This window comes from Moraxella sp. CTOTU47579 (genome assembly GCF_032004885.1).
GTDB classification, from domain to species: domain Bacteria; phylum Pseudomonadota; class Gammaproteobacteria; order Pseudomonadales; family Moraxellaceae; genus Faucicola; species Faucicola tetraodonis.
Genome location: NZ_DALZOJ010000017.1, coordinates 1 through 19,561, shown reverse-complemented (window position 1 = coordinate 19,561; position 19,561 = coordinate 1). Strand labels below are relative to the sequence as shown.

Here is a 19,561-nt window from a genome sequence, read left to right as displayed (position 1 = left end):
GAAAATATTTTTCAAGCTATGGCGAATCTGCTAAAATAGCCAGTTCAAAAATGGCGGCATTGGTTTAATTTTTTATCAGTCATTTTTAACTATTTAATGGCATTGGGAATTTCGACATGGTTAAAAAGCGTGGATTGGCATCAAATCGAGGACTTGATGCGTTACTCGGCTCAATCAAAACAGAAAAATTGATTACCGGTAATCTAATCGATGCGAGTGTTCGAGCCGCTGTCGATGACGCTAAAAGCGCTGAAAAACTAAATGCCAAGCCAACCGATGATGGGCAAAATGTCTCAGATGCCGAATCAGCCGAAGCTTGCGATATTATAGCCGTAGCCAAAAAATCGCCTACAGCGGCGATAACCCCCAAACCACTCACCCCAAAACCCGCCAAAACAGTAAAGTCAAATACCCATAACGCATCCATAAATAACGATCACAATGATAATAGTAATGATAGTAGTAATGTGTCTGGGTTAAATTTGATGCATATCAATGTCGCTTATTTGCAGCGTGGCAAGTATCAGCCGCGCATTGATTTGGACGAAGATGCCTTGCAAGAGTTGGCAACGTCTATCAAGCAGCATGGCGTGATGCAGCCCATTGTGATTCGGCCCTTAGCAAAAGTATTGCCCAATTCCCCGATTACCCATGAAATTATCGCGGGTGAACGTCGCTGGCGTGCGGCGCAAATTGCGGGTCTAACCCATATACCCGCCATCATGCGCCCCATGTCAGACGACTTGGCAATCGCTTTGGCATTGATTGAAAACATCCAACGGGAAGATTTGAGCGTCATGGAACAGGCTGCCGCATTGCAGCGTTTTCACGATGAATTTGGCATGAGTCATTCGCAAATTGCGGATGTGGTGGGTAAGGCAAGAACAACGGTTTCTAATTTGTTGCGTTTGAACCAATTACATGACGATGTCAAACAAGCGCTAAACGAGGGGCAGATGGACATGGGGCATGCCAGGGCATTATTGTCGCTGTCACCCAAACAGCAGCCTGTTATTGCCAAAAAAATTATACAGGGTCAATTGACTGTTCGTGAGACTGAAGCGTTAGTCAAAGATATTTTAAATCCAAAAGCGCCGACACAGAGCCAAGAAATTGATTATGATAGGCTGCGACTAAACCAACACCTCTCTGAGCAACTCGGTGCCGTGGTAAAAATCAAAGGCTCATCAAAAGGCAAGGGGAGTATTGAGATATTTTTTCACAACGAAGAGGAATTGCAAGCTTTGATTGTGCAGTTCCAGTCGCAACTTGAGCATTAATCTTGCGCATTAGATTAGTTTTCTTAATTTATTAGTCATTGACAGGCAAAGGCAGTATAACGGATGTGGGAATTAGTTAAAGCAGGCGGTTGGTTGATGTGGCCCATTGTCTTATGTTCGATTTTGATGTTAATTATCATCATTGAGCGCGCGATAAAACTTAAAGCCAGCACAGTGACACCCGCCCATCTGCGTGAACAATTGATGCAGCGGCTGATTGAGCAGAGCGATATTGATCGTGAATCGCTTGAGAATGTCAAACTCAATTCGCCTTTGGGTGATATCCTCGCTTCTGGACTCATGAATCGCCAGCATGGGATTGATTCAATGACCATGCATATGGAAAACCGCGCCAGTATCGCCATCCACCAATTAGAAAAACATATTAATATGTTGGGTACCATCGGTGCTATCGCGCCATTGTTGGGTCTTTTAGGTACCGTACTGGGGATTATTTCATCCTTCTTAGCCATTACCGAAGGCGCAATGCAAGATCCGACCATGCTGGCAGCTGGCGTATCACAAGCGCTGATTACCACAGCAGGGGGTATGCTGGTTGCGATACCTGCAGTGATGGCTTACCGTATTTTTCAGCGCCGTATCATTGATATCAATGCCGCGTTTGAACAAGAAGCGGGTTTGATGATGCAAGAATTACTGGACTATGGTCTAATCACGCCTCGTTAATGGCATATAGCTGCGTAAAAAAGTCAACCCATGCGATTTCGTAAACCCACGGTCGAACCATTGGAAATCAATCTTACCCCGATGATTGATTGCTTGCTGTTTTTGATTGTTTTTTTGCTGCTGTCGACCACCTTTAACCATTTTAGTAAACTCAATATCATTTTGCCGCAAGCAGAGGGCGTACCGATTACTGATAAAAGCAAACGCATTGAAATCGCGGTGCAAAAAGATGGTAGTTATCTGGTCAATGGCATTGCTTTATCTGGTAATGGCGAAGCTGAATTGACAGCGATGATCCGTCAAGAAGCGGGTGAAGACCGAAAGCAGCTATTTGTTATCTCTGCTGATGCCGATACCAGTCACCAGTCGGTGGTTAAAGTGATGGATATAGCGGGTAAAATGGGCTTTATGAATTTAAATATCAGTACTGTGATACCTGCCACTTCGCTCGATAGTAATATAGCCCCAGCGCCCGATGCCAAATAATTTTTATTGTTCAATTTACTGATACAATAGCTGTTAAGTCGTTCTTTTATATATTGAGATGCCATGACCGTTTCAAACCCTTTCAATGCTCACCCACGTTGGCAGACCTATCGAAGATTGCTAGGTTATCTCAAGCCGTATTGGTGGGCGATGACGCTGGTCGTCATTGGCTTTACCTTAAATGCAGGCACCGAAGTGGGCATTGCCAAGCTGGTTAAATTCATTATTGATGCGATTAATGAACGTGATCAAGCCCATATCAATCTTTTTCCAGCCTTAATTGTGTTGTTGTTTGTACTGCGAGGACTTAGCTCATTTTTGGGTAATTACTTTAGCGCAGTGATTTCACGCAATGTCGTCTATCAGCTGCGTATGCAAGTGTTTTCAAAATTGCTCAGATTACCTAGCCAATTTTATCTTAACCACAATGCCGGTCAGATTTCTGCAAAATTAATTTTTGATGTCGAACAGGTGACTGCGGCGGGTACCGATACGCTCAAAACCTTGTTACGCGATGGTTTGACCGTGATTGGGTTGTTGGCGTTTTTGCTTTACAGTAATTGGAAATTAAGCCTGTCGTTGTTTGTGGTATTGCCGCCGATTTTATTGTTAGTCGGTAAAGCCAGTAAACGCTTTCGTAACCTGTCGCGCGGTATTCAAAAGTCCATGGGCGAGGTCAGTCATATTACCAATGAAGTCATCACAGGCTACCAAGTGGTCAAAAATTATGGTGGTCAGCAAAATGAATTGACAAGGTTTAATAACGCCTCTTTAACCAATCTTAAACAAGGGCTAAAGGTGGTGGTGACCAATAGCATCAATACCCCATTAATTCAATTATTGATGGCGTGCGCGATGGGGGTGGTGGTATGGATTGCGTTAAGACCCAATGTATTAGGTGACACCACCGCAGGTGAGTTTATCGCTTATATCAGTGCCGCAGGGCTATTGAGCAAACCCGTGCGCTCGTTGACCGATATCAACCAAGGCTTGCAAAAAGGTTTGGCGGCGGCGGATTCTATATTTGAAATGCTCGATGAAGCCGAAGAAAAAGACACAGGCAAGGTTGAAAAAACCCTGAGTGGTAAAATAGTACTTAACAACCTAAGCGTCACTTTTGAGGATGGCAAACAAGCGCTCAACAACGTAAATTTGGTGGTCAATCCCGGTGAAACGGTGGCGTTAATCGGTCGAAGTGGCGCAGGTAAAACTACCCTAGTCAACTGTCTGATGCGCGCGCTAGAGCCTACAGCGGGCAATATTTATCTTGACGATGTCGCTATCGAAGATTTGACATTACATTCACTGCGTAGTCAGATTGCCAGTGTCAACCAACAAGTGGTGCTGTTTGATACCTCTATCCACAACAATATCGCCTATGGCGAATTATCTAACCGAACTTCGGAGCAAGTGATTGATGCCGCAAAATCAGCCTTTGCGCACGATTTTATCATGCAATTGCCGCAGGGTTACCAATCAAAGATAGGTTCACAGGGTCTGCAGTTATCTGGCGGACAACGCCAACGCTTATCTATTGCACGTGCTTTGCTAAAGGATGCGCCTATCTTGATTTTGGATGAAGCCACGAGCGCGCTAGATAACGAATCAGAATTTTATATCCAAAAAGCGCTGGAGCGCGTCATGCATGGGAGAACCACCATCGTTATCGCGCACCGATTAACGACAATCCAAAATGCCGATAAAATCGTGGTCATGGATAAAGGTGAAATTATTGAAGTCGGTACCCACGACAGTTTGCTAGCCGCGCAAGGTACGTATGCCAAGTTGTATGAGCGTCATTTTGAAGAGGATATATTGTCAAGCTAATGCAACATACACTACTACAGGCGTGGCGCAACAAATCTCTCTGGCTATGGTTGTTATTGCCCGTGTCTTGGTTATATGGATTGGTTTTTTGGCTCAATAAAACTATTTATCGATTAGGGCTAAAACCCGTTTATTATCCCAACGTGCCCGTCATTGTAGTGGGCAATATCACGGTTGGCGGTAGCGGTAAAACGCCGCTAATCATTGCGGTGGTAACTTACCTACAGCAAAAAGGGCTGACAGTCGGCGTCATTAGTCGTGGCTACGGCGGACAACCCAAGCTGATGCCCTGTATCGTGACAGCAAATTCAAAGCCCAGTGACGTTGGTGATGAGCCGTGTCTGATTGTGCAGCGTACAGGTGTGCCAATGGCAGTCTGTCCAAACCGTGGGCAGGCAATTGAGTTATTGCTTGAGCAATTCCCAAGCATTCAACTTATTTTGGCGGATGATGGACTGCAACATTTTGCCTTGGATAGGGATGAAAACTGGATTGTCGTCGATGCCGATCGCGGCTTTGGTAACCGCCAGCTATTGCCCACAGGCTTTCTACGCGAACCGATTAAACGCCTGTATCAGCCCAATACCACCGTCATATTTCACCAAAGTGATTGGCAGGATACTCAGGCTTTAACCCATTTTTCAAATAGCCTAAGCAAAAATTACCATAGCCTATCACCCGATGTTCGTATGCGTTTGCTACAAAAACCGCTAGTACCTTTATTTAAAGCGCCTTTATTTAAAACCTATTCGCAAAATAGCTTACCTGCCCAACAAGTGATTGCCATGACGGGGATTGGATTGCCGCAGCGTTTTTTTAATAGCCTAAGCCAATTAGGGTTTGACATCATACCGATGCCATTGAATGACCATCACACTTATAGTTTGCAAGATTTTGCCAACTTGCCAAAGTTACCGATTATCGTCACTGATAAGGATGCGGTCAAATTGCGTGTCATGTTCGCCCAAGGTCATGAGAAAAATGACATTGCAACAAACATCTGGGTGTTACCAGTAGAAGCTGAATTATCACCCGCCTTTTATGCGTTAATCGACCGACAAATCGGTGGATTGGTTACCCTTGCTGACAATGCTGACAATGCTGACAATTAAAAAATTTGTAGGAAATACAATATGTTAAAACATTTGGTCATACCAGCCCGTCTAAAAAGTACCCGACTACCCAACAAACCACTGTTAGAAATTCATGGTAAGCCGATGATTCTATGGGTGATTGATCGTGCCAATGCGGTGAAATCGGCGGGAATTGCCGATGATATTTTTGTGGCAACAGATGATGATAGCATCGCTAAACTGTGTCAAGACTATGGGGCAGCTGTCATCATGACTGACCCCAATCATGCGTCTGGCACTGATAGGCTTGCTGAAGTAGCTAGACTTCAGCAGTGGTCAACTGAAGATATCGTCATTAATATGCAAGGCGATGAACCACTCGTGCCTGCAGGACTCATCAAACAAGTGACTGAGCTTCTGCTACAAAAAAAAGATTGCGTGATGGCGACTTTGGCTGAACCCATCCAAAGCGTTGAAGAGTTTTTACGGCCATCGGTGGTCAAAGTCGTCAAAAATGCCCACAAGGAAGCCTTATATTTTAGCCGAGCGCCGATTCCTTGCGATCGCCATACAGCATTGTTGACCGAACAGCCAATCAGTGATGAAAATAGCGCGCCAAAAAACGCTTACCGACACCTAGGCATTTATGCTTATCGGGTCAGTTTGTTACAACAATTTAGTGTTTGGCAGCAAGGCGAGCTAGAGCAGCTTGAATCATTGGAGCAATTGCGTATTTTGGAGCAAGGCATGCGTATCGCCATTGATACTGCTTCAGAGTTGTTGCCGCCCGGTGTAGACACGCAAGAAGATTTGGATCGGCTCAATGATTTGACGTTATCAGAATTATTGAAATAATAAAAAAGCCCAAGTTAATCTTGGGCTTTTTTATGGTTTGCGTTTTTATGGTTTTGATTAGCTGTTTAAGCTAAATAATTCAAGCGATTTCACCAAAGATAATGAGTTGAGGCGGGCTTGTTGGTCATAAATATTACAAGTGACAATCAATTCATCAGGGCGGATAGTCTCAAGGAAATGGTCAAGTTTTGGTTTGACACTGTCAGGTGTACCGACAAACGAGATTGCCAACGACGATTCAACCATGTATTTCTCTGCAGATGTCCAAAAAGCATCAATATTCTCAATTGGTTTTGGCATTTGTGAGGGTTTACCACGGCGCAAATTGACAAAACTTTGCTGCGCTGAGGTAAATTGGTAAGCGGCTTCCTCATCGGTTTCTGCTAAGAGCAAATTACTCGCTACCATCACATAAGGTTGTTGTAAGTAGCGAGAAGGCTTGAAATTCTCACGGTACAATGTCACCGCTTGCGATAACATCTGCGGGGCAAAATGAGACGCAAATACATAAGGCAACCCTAATGCAGCAGCGAGACTGGCGCCAAATAAGGACGACCCTAAAATCCAAACAGGCACATTTAAGCCATTAGCCGGCATAGCAGTCACTGTCTGACCATCGAGCGGGTCAAAATAATGCATCAGCTCTTGCACATCTTGCGGGAAGTTTTCGGCATCATTCATGGTGCGGCGCAAGGCACGGAAGGTTGCTCCATCCGTACCAGGGGCACGGCCGACGCCAAGATCGATACGTTCGCCATACAAAGTGGCTAACGTACCAAACTGTTCTGCGACCACTAACGGCGCATGGTTAGGCAACATGATACCACCCGAGCCAATTCGAATCGTTGAGGTGTGAGCGCCAATGTGAGCTAGCAACACACTGGTTGCAGTACTGGCAATGCCGCGCATGTTGTGGTGCTCAGCCAGCCAATAGCGGTTAAAACCTACTTGTTCGGCAGTTTGGGCAACAGTCACCGCTTGCTTAAGCGCGTTTTTAGCGTCACTCCCTTCAGGTACAGGAACAAGGTCTAAAAATGAAATAGGGATTTGTTTGGTCATCATTATAGTCATCATAAAAAGAATAGTAGTCCCTTTATAATGGCGAATCCAAAAAAATCAATCACCCAAATTGTTGCTGACAAATATCAATGAAAGCTTTGCCAAAATTACGGATATCGCCATCGACACGGGTGGCTATCCACGTCACATGTTTTCCAAAAATCTTCGTTGGAATTTTGACAAGATTGCGATAATTCTGACCTTCAAATGCCATTTCAGCAATCGTGCCCACGCCCATACCAATACCGACATAGGTACTAATCACATCGGCATCCAAAGCAGTAAGTACAATATTAGGCGTCAGCTGTGCCGCGCTAAAGGCTCTATCAATCGCACCACGGCCCGTAAAACCGCCGTGATAAGTGATAATCGGATATTTCGCTAAGGTTTGGATATCAATCTCAGTGCGACTCTCAAGCTCATGTCCCACTGGCACAATAACATGATGATACCAATCATAATAGCGAATACAGTGTAGATTATCGTGCGCAAGCAGCGATTCAGTTGCGATGCCAATGTCAGCTTGACCTTGTGCCACCATATTGGCAATCGACTCGGGGTCAGCTTGATGTAAAATCAGATGGACATTGGGAAATTGTTGTTTAAAGCGCTGTACCACCCAAGGCAACACATAACGTGCTTGGGTATGGGTCGTGGCAATTGACAACTCACCCTGATGGGGATTTTGAAAATCTAAAGTTAAATTTTCAATCGACCTTACTTCCACAAAGATTTTCTCAATATGCGGCAGTAGCAGCTCCCCGATAGGAGAGAGACCCACCAATCGCTTACCCTGCCGCACAAAAACTTCTGCTCGAAGCTGACTTTCGAGCGCGGCAATATGCTTACTAAGACTGGATTGACTGGTGTGTAATACTTTGGCAGCTTGGCTTAGATTGTAATTATTAATCACAGTCTGCCAAACGGTTTCAAGTTGTTTGAGTTGGATTTGTAAATAACGTTGATTGATGACAACATTGATTGCCATAAAATGACCTTAATAAAAAAACGAAATAAAAATGCTCGCTTTATGAGCTTGGTTGAACTTAAATATTAACAAAATTAGCCATTAGACTGATTTTTTACATAGCTTTTTAATGCCATTAACACGATTTTATCAAGTGACTCGTCAGCAAATTGCTCAGTGGCTTGAGAAATAAGCTGGCTGGGTAACTGTAAAGTGACTTCGACGGTTTTTCCCATAATTCGTGATAACTCAACACTCACGATGGCCCAAGTATAGCCTGCGTATTTAGGTTTTATCAAATGCTCGGTGACAGACGAGGGCTCAGGAATCGGTAAATCTTCTTCAATTAGGTGATATAAATGGCTCATCACCGCCATACGTGTATTAGACACTGCGCCTGCCATGCTACTATCGACTACAGATATGCTTTCAATATCAGGTACCGTGACATGATAGGCATTATTTTGCTGATAGATAGCAATCGGGTATTGCATAATTTGCCTCAAAGCTGCTAACAAAAAGGTTGAAAGTCATCGCAGGGTGTCAAGTATAGCATATTACCATAAAATAGCAGGTTCAAAACCTAGCTGCTTAAGTCAGGCCTATTTAATAGGCCTAAAATTTAAGGAATTGATTAATGTGACAAGTATACAGACATTGACTCAGTTATTGATTCAGTTGTATTGCCACCTTGTTTCAGATATCAACGTTTCAGACATCTATAATAATTTTAGTTTGTCTACACCTAGAAAACCGCTACAATAGCAAGATTTTAATGAAGTTTTGTGGTAAATCGTGCGTGATCAGTGAGAGGTAACATGCAAATATCAAAACAACCTGTGTCAAACGACCAAGCGGCGCTACCCAGCGAAAGCTCAACAGGCACAAAAAAGTCTTGGGGCGAAGCCATCAAAGCCTATATGGACAAGCGCGCTTGGGTGATGTTGCTATTGGGTTTTTCTTCAGGGTTGCCTTATCTATTGATATTTTCTAGTTTGTCAATTTGGCTCAAAGAAGCAGGGTTTGATATCAAAATTATCACCATGTTTAGTTGGGCGATGCTGGGGTACTCGTTTAAGTTTGTTTGGTCGCCCCTCGTCAATGCCGTGCCGATTCCACTGTTAACCAAAATGCTAGGCCAACGCCGTAGTTGGCTAGTTGTGGCACAAATTGTGGTTGCCTTTGCAATTTTTATGCTTGGTAGTTTCAATCCCACCAGTGATGTTGTACTTGATTACATGGCATTTTTTGCCGTGTTGTTAGGTTTTTCAGCGGCGACACAAGACATTGTGATTGATGCTTATCGCATTGAAATTACTGAAAAATCTATGCAGCCCGTACTCTCTGGTATGTTTATGGCAGGCTACCGAATCGGTCTGATTGTCGCAGGGGCGGGAGCGCTGTTCTTGGCAGAATATTTTGGCTCGACCAAAGCCACTTACAACTACGCTGCTTGGCAACAAACCTATTATATTATGGCATCCTTGATGCTCATAGGGGTTGTCACCACCCTTTTGATTAAAGAACCCACCGTCACCCGTGAGCAGCATGAACGCCCGATGTCGGATTATTTTCAACTGTTTTTACTATTTTTAATTTCAGTGATTGCGCTGATTGCCAGTTTTATTGTCATCGGTCATGTGCTTCCAGAGACTGAGTCAAAATTTTTGGGCTTTGTTTATGAGAGTATTAAATTTATTGGCGCTGTTGTTATCGCCATTGGCACCGCGTTAGTGTTATTAAAAGCCAAAATCATCAAAAAGCAAGTCGCGGTTGACATGTGGGTCGCGCCGATTCAAGACTTTTTCATTCGTTACGGGAAAAAAGCCGTATGGCTGATTTTATTGATAGGCTTGTATCGTATTTCAGATATTGTGGCAGGTACGACGTCAAACTTGTTTTATGTTAATTTAGGCTTTAGCAAAACCGATATCGCCTTGGCGGTCAAAACCTTTGGTATGGGGATGTCAATTGTAGGTGGTATTCTAGGCGGCTTGCTTGCCGAGCGTTTTAAAATCATGAACGCTATGTTGATTGGTGCTATTTTAGCTTCAGCCAGTAATTTATTGTTTGTGATTTTAGCGGGCAAGGGACATGATTTTTTTTACATGTACTCAGCGGTGATGTTTGATAATCTCGCATCAGGTCTAGCAAGTGCTATCTTCGTCGCCTTTTTATCGGTATTGACCAATATTCGCTTTAGCATGGTACAGTATGCACTGCTTAGTTCATTGATGACGTTAACACCAAAGATTTTAGGTGGCTACTCAGGTGCGATGGTAGAAACCATGGGGTATCCTGCTTTCTTCACCTTTACTGCACTGATTGGCATTCCTGTGCTGTTGTTGATTTATATGGTAGATAAGCATGTGATGAGCCAAGATGCGACAAGAGGCGATAACATCACCCATGAATAACCCAATGTCATCTTACACTATTCAATCATTGTTGGCTGTACCAAGCACAGTTGAAAAACACATCCGTAAACAGTTACTGGGTGAGTATCTTCATGTAGGGCAGACTTATCTTATTACCCATGATAGCGAAACGGTAACTGCAGCAATAGCCACTCAATATTTTGCAGCGCTAGATGAGTTGATGGCCGGTAAACCATTCGCTTATGTACTAGGTAAACAAAGTTTTTGGCAGCATGAGTTTTTAGTCAATCAGCATACTTTAATACCGCGTCCTGATACCGAACGGTTGATAGAGGCGGTGCTTAACCATCATAGAAATAGCCTAAGCAAACCAATGAATATTTTGGATTTAGGCACTGGGTCAGGTTGTATTGCCATCACGCTGGCAGAGGAATTTAAAAATTCCTGCGTTAGCGCAGTAGATAAGTCGCCTGAGGCGCTAAAGGTAGCAGCACAAAATGCTAAAAGAATAGGGGTTAGTAATATCACGTTTTTTGAAGGCAGTTGGTATGAACCCTTTATGACAGCCCAAGCAGACGAAAACAACAAATTTGATATCATCGTGTCTAATCCGCCTTATATCGATCCCAACGATCCCCACTTGGCAGGCTTAACCGATGAGCCTATTAGCGCGCTAATCGCGGATAATAAGGGTATGGCGGATATCTGTCATATTGTCAAAACTGCGCCACAATTTTTACAGCCTCATGGGTTATTAGCAATTGAACATGGGTATGATCAGGGCGAACAGGTTAGGGGCGTGTTTTTGTCAAATGGCTTTGGCGATGTAATCACCGTCAAAGACTATGGGCACAATGACCGAGTAACGCTGGGTGTACTAAATTAGTGTACTAAATTAATGGGCTAAAATAGCCTAAGTAAATATGTGAAATTTAACAACTATGTCAGAACAAACAGAATTAACCGATGCAGAAATGCTACGCTATGCCCGCCAAATATTGCTAGAAGGGTGGGATATAGAAGCACAAACGCGGCTAAAAAATAGCTGTGCGATTATTATTGGCATGGGCGGGCTAGGCTGCCCACTTGCAGAGACCTTGTGCCGTGCTGGCATTGGCAAAATGCTTATTATTGACGATGATACGATTGATGAGAGCAATCTGCAGCGGCAGTCGTTGTTTACCCCTAACGATATCAGTCAATCTAAAGCGCTGGTAGCCAAAGCTAAATTACATGAAATCAATGCATTTTGTGATGTTATCGCCATACAAGCACGTTTAACAGCCGATAATTATCAACAAATGGTTGAACAAGCGAAAATAAATAGCCTAAGCAAATTAATCTGTGATTGCACAGATAACTTCAAAGCACGAGACCTCATTAATACCATCGCTGTCAAGTCAAATTTGTCACTATTATCAGCCTCTGCCATTGCGCAAACCGGGCAACTGGCATTATTTACGCCACAGCAGGGTTGCTATCATTGCTTATTTCAAGGGGCAGGGGATGACGAGCGAACGTGTGCCACTAGCGGCGTGCTTGCTAGTACTACCCAAATTATCGGCAACCTTCAAGCCCAAGCGGCTTTGAGTTTTTTGGGACTCGGTATCAATCCTATAGCGCAAACGTTATTGCTATGGAACGGCAAAACCATGAATCTTAAAAAACTTCACTATCGTAAAGACGCGAACTGCGAGATTTGTAGCCAACCATCGGCTATCACAGACGTAATGTAAACTAGAGTTAATCATGCAAAAAAATCACTTTTTGAAAAAATCCTTAAATGTCATTCAGCGGGTCGGGAAGACGGCAACCGTGGCTGGCAAAGCAGGGCTGCGCATCACCCAAGGTGAAAAAATGACCCCAACGCTGCTGCGCCAAAGCTTTGAAGAGTTGGGTACTACCTATATCAAAATCGGTCAGTTTATTGCCAGTACCCCGTCCATCTTTCCCCGCGAATATGTGACAGTATTTCAAGGCTGTCTGGATCAAACCACGCCCATGCCTTATAGCTATATTGAAGGTGTCTTAAGAGAGGAACTGGAAAAAGATGGGCAGACATTGGAAGATATTTTTCAAAGTATTGAGGTCAAACCGTTAGCGTCTGCATCCATCGCCCAAGTTCACAGTGCTATTTTAAAAAATGGCGATAATGTGGTGTTAAAAGTGCAAAAACCTGAAGTAGATACCATCATTCAAACCGATTTAGGCATGATGGTTGGGTTGACTAAACTGATTGATAGTATCGCACCGTCGCTAAAATTTGCCAGTATTTCACCCATTATTGATGAAATCCGTTTGCGCATGGCAGCAGAAACAGACTTCTTACAAGAAGCCAAAAACATTGATGATTTCCAAGATTTTTTAAAAAAAACAGACAATCATAAAGTAGTCGCGCCCGATGTTTATCATGATATCAGTACCAAAAAAGTACTTGTCATGACCCGGTTCTTTGGGGTGTCGATGATTGATGATGCCGCCATGCGTCAATACTGCAAATACCCCGCACAGGTGATGACAGATACTTTAAACACGTGGTTTTCTAGCTTGATGCTGTGCAATAGTTTTCATGCCGATTTGCATGCAGGTAATTTGATGTTGTTGACCGATGGTCGTATTGGCTTTATTGATTTTGGGATTGTAGGCAAGCTTGAACCCAAAGCGTGGCAAGCCAGTATGGGCATGATGGATAGTTTTGCTAAAGAAGACTATCGCGGCATGGCGCATTATATGGTTGAAATGGATATGACCCACGCGCGAGAGCAAGTCAATGTCGATGTCCTTGCCCAAGATCTTGAATCAGTGATGAAAAAAATCTTGGCGGAAGATAGTTTATTTATGGGAAAAACCATCGACCAAACCATGCCAAACCGATTAAAAGATCATACTGATGAAATCAACCAAATGTTGCTTGAAATGGTGGAAGTCGGTAAACGCCATGGCATTCACTTTCCAAGAGATTTTGCGCTACTGACCAAGCAACTGTTATATTTTGACCGCTTTATGAAAGTACTTGCCCCTGAAATGGATATGTTTCATGATGCGCGGATTAAAATGGCATAAAAACGCGATGAATTAATCCTCTTTGCGCTGTAGCCATGTTCTAAGCCAAGTTAAAATCGCTTGGTGGTGTTTGATACATAGGCTCAGCGCCTTCAAGTCTGCTTTTAGGGTTTTTTGTTCGCGCTGTAGAGTTTCTAACATCAGTTGAACCACCAACTCTGTCACCAGGTCTGAGATATCATCAATGTTGCGCTGACTGAGTTCTTTAAAAAACCGCGCCCAATGTTTGATAAGTTTGTTTTGCTGCTCTGATGTCAAGCCCGCCAGTATAAAATGCGCTTTGGCATTGATTCGCTCGTAAGTTGACCATTTTGGGTTATCAAAATCCTGCAATCTTGATTGAATGGTTTGAATCCAAGTAATCAACTTCAATAGTTCTTCATCGGCAATGGCTTGCCAAGTTAGGCAGCAACTTTCATCATAGTTTTTGCAGGGCGTATCCATGGCATGAGTGATACCCTCAGTGTCACCCGTTAAATTTTCGTCCAATCGAATCGGGGCTGTCGGTTTGGTAGAGGGGTGTTTCGGTTTAAAAACATTAGCCGCTTCGCTGCGCTGATAAATATCGCGGATGACAGATTGGCTAATGCGGTTATTTTCCAGACTGCCTAACAGCTCTGGTTGAAACAAAAAACACAGCTGCAGATGCAGTTGTACCGTCAATTCGCTATCAAAATTGAGCAGGGCATCTTGCGCTTGCCGTGCTTGGTTTTTTCGCCCCAATCCCATTTTGTTTTTGATGTCTTCACGCAGCAACCAGCCATAACTGCCTTTTGGCAGTTTTTGGGTCAGCGCAGAGAGCTGCTGCAAAATTTTGCTGCGATTTTCAGGGGTATTGGTAGGATATTGACGCGTCAGACTTGAGTACAAATACGCTGATAGGGGAACCGCTTGGGCGATTTGTTGCTGCATCGCTAACAAACCATGCGCTTTGACATAACTATCCGGGTCATGATTATCTGGCAGTGTCAAAAAGTGTAATTCCTTGCCATCAGTAAGGGCAGGCAACCCAACTTCCATGGCACGCCAAGCGGCTTTTTGTCCTGCACTATCGCCATCAAAACTTAAAGTAAGTCTGGGATTAAATTGCAGTAATCTTTCGATTTGTGATTGCGCCAGCGCTGTTCCCATGGAGGCAACTGCACCATACACGCCCGCTTGATGAAGGCTTATGACATCCATATAACCTTCAACCACCAGCCAGTCTTTGGCTTTGGCCTTGCGACCTTCAAAAAGACCATATAACACGGCTTGTTTATGAAATACCGGTGAATCTGAAGAGTTGATATACTTGGGATGCTCATCATCAGACATGGTGCGACCGGCAAAGCCGATCACGCGTCCTTGTTGGTCGCGGATGGGGAAAATCACCCGATTGCGCAGCAAATCAAAATCACGGCCATTTTGCGAAGTGCGCACCAATCCCAAAATTTTTAAACCTTCGATGTCTTGGGGGAAGGCTTCCTCAAGATGTTGCCAACCATTTGGGGCAAAACCCAAGGCAAATTCTTCGATAGTGTGCGGCGTCAGACCACGTTTGAGCAAATAATGTTGGGCAAAGCTATTTTGCTGTAATTGATGTTGATAAAACTGGCAGATTTGGGTCAGTAAGTCGTATAAACTTGATGAACTATCCTGCGGACTGCTATTACCCAAGTCATCAAAGGGTGAAAACCCGCCAACGCTTGCATCATCATACTCACCAAAAGGGATAAAGCTCGCATCTAAGTTATCAGATGTTTGAAAATCATCAAAAGCGTCTATCCACAAAGCCTCTGTATTGGTAATAGCCGGACGCTCGGCAACATCTGAGTCAGAGAGGGTTTGAGTGGAACTTTGAGCCAGATTTTGATGAGAGGATGCCCTTGCTTGCGATACAGCAGGTTTGGGTTGAATGGGTGTTTTTTTATAGGTATGTGATTTATTAATAGGTTCTTTGGGCAGCTCAATCCCCGTTTGACGGGACAGTTCTTTGAGCGCTTCGCCCGCAGTGAGGTTTTCGTACTCTTTCAAAAAGGTGAGCGCATTGCCGGCGACACCACAGCCAAAACAGTTATATAACCCTTTTTGCGGATTGACAAAAAATGAGGGCGTTTTTTCTCCATGAAAAGGGCAACAGCCTTTGAATTCATTGCCCGAACGTTTGAGCTCCACATGCTTGCCAATAATCTTGACGATATCGGCATTAGCAATGATTTGATCAATGATGGCATTGTTACTCATGGTAAAAAGCGCATTTCCAGTTAAAAATTAGCTGATTGAAAAAAAATAGCTAGGATAAACCTAGCTAATGTTAACAGGGTTTATAGATTATTTGACTTGACTGGTATTGTCAGGTGGCAGACCCAAACCAATTGTGGTCTCACGTGGTCTTGTCGGAGTTTCATCATTTGCCGTGGTAGCTGGACTTGGCAAGCGCATTGCCGCAGCTTGCTGAATTGAGGTCTGAATTACTTGTGGCTTGGTATTGCCTGAGTATTGACCCGACTGCTGGGCTAGCCCTTGAACAGCAGCATTTCGTGAGCTTTGACCGAGCACGCCCAATGTGGCTTTATTTAACCAGTTTGAACCGGTACGGGTATTATCAAGTTTGACGTTGCCACGCGCATCAATCAGACCAGGGTAGTTGATACGAAGGAGTTGTTTATATTGATTAGCGGTATCGGTCATTCCCAGTTTGTCATAGCTATAGGCGATGGTAGCAATAGACTCTGGAATCGCCTCGCTTTGTGGGTAGTACTGAAATACCCATTTAGCACGGTTGGCAGCTGCCACATAGGCTTTGCGTTTAATATACCAGCGCGCTACATCCATCTCACTTTCTGACAATTGGTTATAAATATAACGCATACGTAGCGCAGCATCTGGAGCATACGCACTATTGGGGAAGCGATTAATCAGTTGCTGAAAGTTATTAAACGCGATGCGCGAATAGCCCATATCACGGTGTGCAGGATTAAGTTTGGTGTACTTCATCACGCCGCCTGATGCTGCCTGCATATTTGAGATGCCGCGAACATAGTAAGCGTAGTCAACTTGCGGGTTGGATGGGTAAGACTGGATAAAACGATCAGCACTGGCAATCGCATCCAAATAGTCACCATGTTGGTACTGCGCATACATCAAGTCAAGTAACGCTTGCTCGCTGTAATCACCCACAGGATAGAAAGTCCGTAAATCGTTCAACTGGCTAATTGCTTTAGCAAGGTTGCCTTTTTTGATGTTGTCAGTCGCTGCTTGGTAGTAGCCTTGTTCGCTTTTTTCAGCTTTGGTCGCGACGACTTCGTCTTTGCCACCAAACAATTTTGAATTTTTTAGCGTTTGACAGCCCGATAAAGTGGTCAAAGCCAGAGTAATTGCGGTGAGACCCACAACTTTGGAAAGATGATGCATACGAACCTCAAATCTATTGCAAAAATATTTGCCCATCATAATACTTATTGTTCAAAACTGAATGCAAAATATTGTATTAAAAATTTCACTAAGTCTATCACGAAACGTTATACTTTGTGACCTATCCGCACATATTAATTTTGAAAATCCCTATACCCTAAGTCTGAACTGTTTATGACCACGCCAATCGCCTCACATCCGATCAACTTAAATCCAATCGAATCAAACATTGAATCTATGAACGAATCTATGACTCAAAACAATACCAATCAACTCGAAGAAGAATGGGAAAACCTGTCACAACCACACCCAAGCCATCAGGATCTGCAGACCCACGATGCTGGCAGTCATCAAATTGTCCAAAATTATACAGTCAACTCTGAGCAAATAGGGGAGCGCATTGATAAAATTGCTGCCTTGGTGTTTAGCGACTATTCGCGTGAGCAAATTAAAAATTGGCTTGAGTCAGGCGAATTAACCGTAAACGGCGCAGCGCAAAAACCCAAATATCGTCTTAAGCCCAATGATATGTTGGTGCTTAAAGCGAGTTTGACCGCTCAACAGCAAGATTTGCCTGAGAATATCCCACTTGATATCTTGTATGAAGATGAGGCGGTGCTGGTCATCAATAAGCCCGTAGGCTTGGTCGTCCATCCTGGCGCGGGCAATGGGTCAGGTACGCTAGTCAACGCGCTGCTTTTTCATTATCCTGACAGCCGCACGCTACCTAGAGCAGGATTGGTACATCGCATCGATAAAGAAACATCGGGTTTAATGGTGATTGCTAAAGACAGTCAAAGCCAACTGCATCTAATTAATCAGCTTAAAGACAAATCCGTGTACCGGCTTTATCAAGCGATTGTGTTAGCGTCCGCGGCTGAGCTTGCCCGCCATCGCACCATTGACGCCCCCATTGGTCGCCATCCGACCCAGCGCACTAAAATGGCGGTGGTGGGTAGTGGCAAACCCGCTGTCACCCATCTTGAGAAAATCACAGCGATAAGCGACGCTGTCTCATTGGTCAGCGTCCGCCTTGAAACAGGGCGTACCCACCAAATCCGTGTACACTTATCAAACTTGGGTTTTCCGTTGCTCGGAGATCCGCTCTATGGTGCAGCTCGTAAAAATGCGATATTGTTAAAAACTTTGCATGACGACCAAAAACACATCGTGCAACAGTTCCAGCGTCAGGCACTACATGCTTATGAGCTTGGCTTTATCCACCCAAAAACAGGCGAGCCTATTAAAGTGCAAGCACGCCTGCCCGAAGACATGCAAAAATTACTCGACACCCTAAAGCCCTAACAAAGCCATAACTTTTTACCGTTATACGACTTTGATTAAATGACTGAGGCGTTATTGAGGCGTGTTAGCGGGCAATTAGGGTACGCCCCGCTATTAACCCATTTTTTCCGTCAAATATTTCCAATAGCGTTTTGGTAAATACTGAATATGCAGCTTGCGATTCAACATTGACGCTTAAGCGATCGGCATACAATCCTGCTTCCTGCTTCCTGCATCAGCTCAGCAGACGCACCCGGAATGGTTTTTAGATGAATATAGCCATTGAATTTGTGCGCAAGGCACAAGGTTTTGGCGACACATAATTCATCGCGTAAACCCTGCATATCTCATATATCAGCGGATAAAAACATAAAAAATAGGTTGCAAAATTAAACTTAAGATGAGTATTTTACCTTATCAGAGACTAAAAATACGGTTAAAAAAAAGCAAGACGACAACATGTGACGTCTTGCTTTTGGTAGATTAACTAATTAGTGTCTACGAATTACGAATTACGAATTACGGATTCACGATAATAGCCGGTGCGGGCGTGACAGGCACGGTGGTCATTGTCGCTATCGCAGGCGTTGATGCCGGTAGCAATACGGGGGTTGTCGTAGTAGTAGAAACAACGGTAGCAGGTTTTGACACGGTTACTGTCGCGCCTGAGCCTGTTTGTACCGTCACTGGGGTGGTGGTATTGACATTCGATGTTGACACTACAGTCGTGCTAGGCAGTGTTGTAATAGGCGCTGTTGTTACCACAGGGGCTGTGGTAGTGACGACAGGCGTAGAGACAGTGCGATAAGTCGGCGTGGTGACAATTTGTGTCGGGTAAAATGGCATACCGTCAACGATGGTAAATCCATTAGGGCGAACCATCACCGTATCGCTCGTGCCATCGATATGTTGATTAACAATCGTTGTGGTTTTTGGCGCCACGCGGGTCGTGGTTACCGTTGTCGTTTTCTTAGCGGCGGCTTTAACGGTGCGCGCATTACTGGGCGTTGCCACGGCACTCATGGCAATCACCGCAACTGACGCGGCAACGATTTGGGATTTTTTTATAGCGGTCATCATCATATTGTGTTTCCTCAAAAATACACATGGAATTGATGAAATTATTATGCGCATATTGTTGATAGAAATATAAGTTACCCCACTCTCAACTTGAAATAAGCAACTCAAACTGAAGTGGGGGGTTACCTA

At 44.0% G+C, this 19,561-nt stretch carries 17 protein-coding genes and 1 pseudogene; 11 read left to right on the top strand and 7 right to left on the bottom strand.

The annotated features are described in order from the left end of the window. Nucleotides 1-116 precede the first annotated feature (116 nt). The 6 genes from RTP55_RS09665 to kdsB all read left to right on the top strand — a co-directional run bounded on the left by RTP55_RS09665 (nt 117) and on the right by kdsB (nt 6,208). Nucleotides 117-1,280 carry a ParB/RepB/Spo0J family partition protein gene (locus tag RTP55_RS09665; protein WP_312385802.1) on the top strand — a complete coding sequence of 388 codons (1,164 nt, stop codon included), beginning with the start codon at nt 117-119 and terminating at the stop codon, nt 1,278-1,280. Nucleotides 1,281-1,343: 63 nt separating this feature from the next. After that, the gene (locus RTP55_RS09660; protein WP_312385800.1) at nt 1,344-1,967 is read left to right on the top strand and encodes a MotA/TolQ/ExbB proton channel family protein; all 624 of its coding nucleotides are present in this window, start codon (nt 1,344-1,346) and stop codon (nt 1,965-1,967) included. A gap of 30 nt (nt 1,968-1,997) precedes the next feature. Continuing rightward, nucleotides 1,998-2,453, top strand: coding sequence for an ExbD/TolR family protein (locus RTP55_RS09655; protein WP_095355429.1), 456 nt, complete (start codon nt 1,998-2,000; stop codon nt 2,451-2,453). Between the two features lie 63 nt (nt 2,454-2,516). Further along, nucleotides 2,517-4,280, top strand: coding sequence for a lipid A export permease/ATP-binding protein MsbA (gene msbA, locus RTP55_RS09650; protein WP_096488918.1), 1,764 nt, complete (start codon nt 2,517-2,519; stop codon nt 4,278-4,280). Continuing rightward, the gene (gene lpxK / locus RTP55_RS09645; RefSeq protein ID WP_312385796.1) at nt 4,280-5,392 is read left to right on the top strand and encodes a tetraacyldisaccharide 4'-kinase; all 1,113 of its coding nucleotides are present in this window, start codon (nt 4,280-4,282) and stop codon (nt 5,390-5,392) included. Before msbA ends, lpxK begins: the two co-directional genes overlap by 1 nt. 21 nt (nt 5,393-5,413) lie before the next feature. Next, on the top strand, nt 5,414-6,208 hold the full coding sequence (gene kdsB, locus RTP55_RS09640; RefSeq protein ID WP_312385795.1) for a 3-deoxy-manno-octulosonate cytidylyltransferase: 795 nt from the start codon (nt 5,414-5,416) through the stop codon (nt 6,206-6,208). 57 nt (nt 6,209-6,265) lie between these two features. Here the strand turns inward: kdsB and RTP55_RS09635 are convergent, their stop codons facing one another. The 3 genes from RTP55_RS09635 to RTP55_RS09625 form a co-directional block, all read right to left on the bottom strand. Then, nucleotides 6,266-7,267: an LLM class flavin-dependent oxidoreductase gene (locus RTP55_RS09635; RefSeq protein ID WP_409418438.1), complete on the bottom strand. Its 1,002-nt coding sequence runs from the start codon at nt 7,265-7,267 to the stop codon at nt 6,266-6,268. Nucleotides 7,268-7,328: 61 nt separating this feature from the next. Next, on the bottom strand, nt 7,329-8,255 hold the full coding sequence (locus tag RTP55_RS09630; protein WP_219331270.1) for a LysR substrate-binding domain-containing protein: 927 nt from the start codon (nt 8,253-8,255) through the stop codon (nt 7,329-7,331). Nucleotides 8,256-8,329: 74 nt separating this feature from the next. After that, a complete protein-coding gene (locus RTP55_RS09625; protein WP_312275622.1) occupies nt 8,330-8,728 on the bottom strand; it encodes a type II toxin-antitoxin system HicB family antitoxin in 399 nt (132 codons plus the stop codon). Nucleotides 8,729-9,052: 324 nt separating this feature from the next. On the opposite strand from RTP55_RS09625, the gene RTP55_RS09620 reads away from it, so the two are divergent. The 4 genes from RTP55_RS09620 to RTP55_RS09605 are packed head-to-tail and all read left to right on the top strand — an operon-like array spanning nt 9,053 to nt 13,675. Next, on the top strand, nt 9,053-10,651 hold the full coding sequence (locus tag RTP55_RS09620) for an AmpG family muropeptide MFS transporter (RefSeq protein ID WP_312385792.1): 1,599 nt from the start codon (nt 9,053-9,055) through the stop codon (nt 10,649-10,651). Between the two features lie 4 nt (nt 10,652-10,655). Continuing rightward, complete coding sequence (gene prmC, locus RTP55_RS09615) at nt 10,656-11,498, top strand: peptide chain release factor N(5)-glutamine methyltransferase (protein ID WP_312385790.1); 843 nt, start codon at nt 10,656-10,658, stop codon at nt 11,496-11,498. A 55-nt stretch (nt 11,499-11,553) separates the two neighbouring features. After that, nucleotides 11,554-12,348 (top strand): HesA/MoeB/ThiF family protein, encoded by a 795-nt coding sequence (locus tag RTP55_RS09610; RefSeq protein ID WP_312385789.1) that lies wholly within the window; start codon nt 11,554-11,556, stop codon nt 12,346-12,348. Between the two features lie 13 nt (nt 12,349-12,361). After that, nucleotides 12,362-13,675 (top strand): ABC1 kinase family protein, encoded by a 1,314-nt coding sequence (locus RTP55_RS09605; RefSeq protein WP_312385787.1) that lies wholly within the window; start codon nt 12,362-12,364, stop codon nt 13,673-13,675. A gap of 12 nt (nt 13,676-13,687) precedes the next feature. On the opposite strand, the gene RTP55_RS09600 is transcribed toward RTP55_RS09605, so the two are convergent. Further along, on the bottom strand, nt 13,688-15,898 hold the full coding sequence (locus RTP55_RS09600) for a DNA primase (RefSeq protein ID WP_312385786.1): 2,211 nt from the start codon (nt 15,896-15,898) through the stop codon (nt 13,688-13,690). 87 nt (nt 15,899-15,985) lie between these two features. Then, the gene (locus RTP55_RS09595; RefSeq protein ID WP_312385784.1) at nt 15,986-17,068 is read right to left on the bottom strand and encodes an outer membrane protein assembly factor BamD; all 1,083 of its coding nucleotides are present in this window, start codon (nt 17,066-17,068) and stop codon (nt 15,986-15,988) included. A 249-nt stretch (nt 17,069-17,317) separates the two neighbouring features. Here RTP55_RS09595 and RTP55_RS09590 point away from each other — a divergent pair, with 249 nt between their 5' ends. After that, the gene (locus RTP55_RS09590; protein ID WP_286130689.1) at nt 17,318-18,373 is read left to right on the top strand and encodes an RluA family pseudouridine synthase; all 1,056 of its coding nucleotides are present in this window, start codon (nt 17,318-17,320) and stop codon (nt 18,371-18,373) included. A 160-nt stretch (nt 18,374-18,533) separates the two neighbouring features. Here the strand turns inward: RTP55_RS09590 and RTP55_RS09585 are convergent. Next, a pseudogene (locus RTP55_RS09585) lies at nt 18,534-18,675 on the bottom strand (putative DNA modification/repair radical SAM protein); the annotation flags it as partial. A gap of 196 nt (nt 18,676-18,871) precedes the next feature. After that, the gene (locus RTP55_RS09580) at nt 18,872-19,435 is read right to left on the bottom strand and encodes a hypothetical protein (RefSeq protein WP_312385783.1); all 564 of its coding nucleotides are present in this window, start codon (nt 19,433-19,435) and stop codon (nt 18,872-18,874) included. Between the last annotated feature and the right edge of the window lie 126 nt (nt 19,436-19,561).

What these genes read in the sequence shown, in the direction of transcription:
- RTP55_RS09665 (WP_312385802.1), top strand. Translation starts at nt 117, where the DNA reads ATGGTTAAAAAGCGTGGATTGGCATCAAATCGAGGACTTGATGCGTTA.
- RTP55_RS09660 (WP_312385800.1), top strand. Translation starts at nt 1,344, where the DNA reads ATGTGGGAATTAGTTAAAGCAGGCGGTTGGTTGATGTGGCCCATTGTC.
- RTP55_RS09655 (WP_095355429.1), top strand. Translation starts at nt 1,998, where the DNA reads ATGCGATTTCGTAAACCCACGGTCGAACCATTGGAAATCAATCTTACC.
- msbA (WP_096488918.1), top strand. Translation starts at nt 2,517, where the DNA reads ATGACCGTTTCAAACCCTTTCAATGCTCACCCACGTTGGCAGACCTAT.
- lpxK (WP_312385796.1), top strand. Translation starts at nt 4,280, where the DNA reads ATGCAACATACACTACTACAGGCGTGGCGCAACAAATCTCTCTGGCTA.
- kdsB (WP_312385795.1), top strand. Translation starts at nt 5,414, where the DNA reads ATGTTAAAACATTTGGTCATACCAGCCCGTCTAAAAAGTACCCGACTA.
- RTP55_RS09635 (WP_409418438.1), bottom strand. Translation starts at nt 7,267, where the DNA reads ATGACCAAACAAATCCCTATTTCATTTTTAGACCTTGTTCCTGTACCT.
- RTP55_RS09630 (WP_219331270.1), bottom strand. Translation starts at nt 8,255, where the DNA reads ATGGCAATCAATGTTGTCATCAATCAACGTTATTTACAAATCCAACTC.
- RTP55_RS09625 (WP_312275622.1), bottom strand. Translation starts at nt 8,728, where the DNA reads ATGCAATACCCGATTGCTATCTATCAGCAAAATAATGCCTATCATGTC.
- RTP55_RS09620 (WP_312385792.1), top strand. Translation starts at nt 9,053, where the DNA reads ATGCAAATATCAAAACAACCTGTGTCAAACGACCAAGCGGCGCTACCC.
- prmC (WP_312385790.1), top strand. Translation starts at nt 10,656, where the DNA reads ATGTCATCTTACACTATTCAATCATTGTTGGCTGTACCAAGCACAGTT.
- RTP55_RS09610 (WP_312385789.1), top strand. Translation starts at nt 11,554, where the DNA reads ATGTCAGAACAAACAGAATTAACCGATGCAGAAATGCTACGCTATGCC.
- RTP55_RS09605 (WP_312385787.1), top strand. Translation starts at nt 12,362, where the DNA reads ATGCAAAAAAATCACTTTTTGAAAAAATCCTTAAATGTCATTCAGCGG.
- RTP55_RS09600 (WP_312385786.1), bottom strand. Translation starts at nt 15,898, where the DNA reads ATGAGTAACAATGCCATCATTGATCAAATCATTGCTAATGCCGATATC.
- RTP55_RS09595 (WP_312385784.1), bottom strand. Translation starts at nt 17,068, where the DNA reads ATGCATCATCTTTCCAAAGTTGTGGGTCTCACCGCAATTACTCTGGCT.
- RTP55_RS09590 (WP_286130689.1), top strand. Translation starts at nt 17,318, where the DNA reads ATGACTCAAAACAATACCAATCAACTCGAAGAAGAATGGGAAAACCTG.
- RTP55_RS09580 (WP_312385783.1), bottom strand. Translation starts at nt 19,435, where the DNA reads ATGATGATGACCGCTATAAAAAAATCCCAAATCGTTGCCGCGTCAGTT.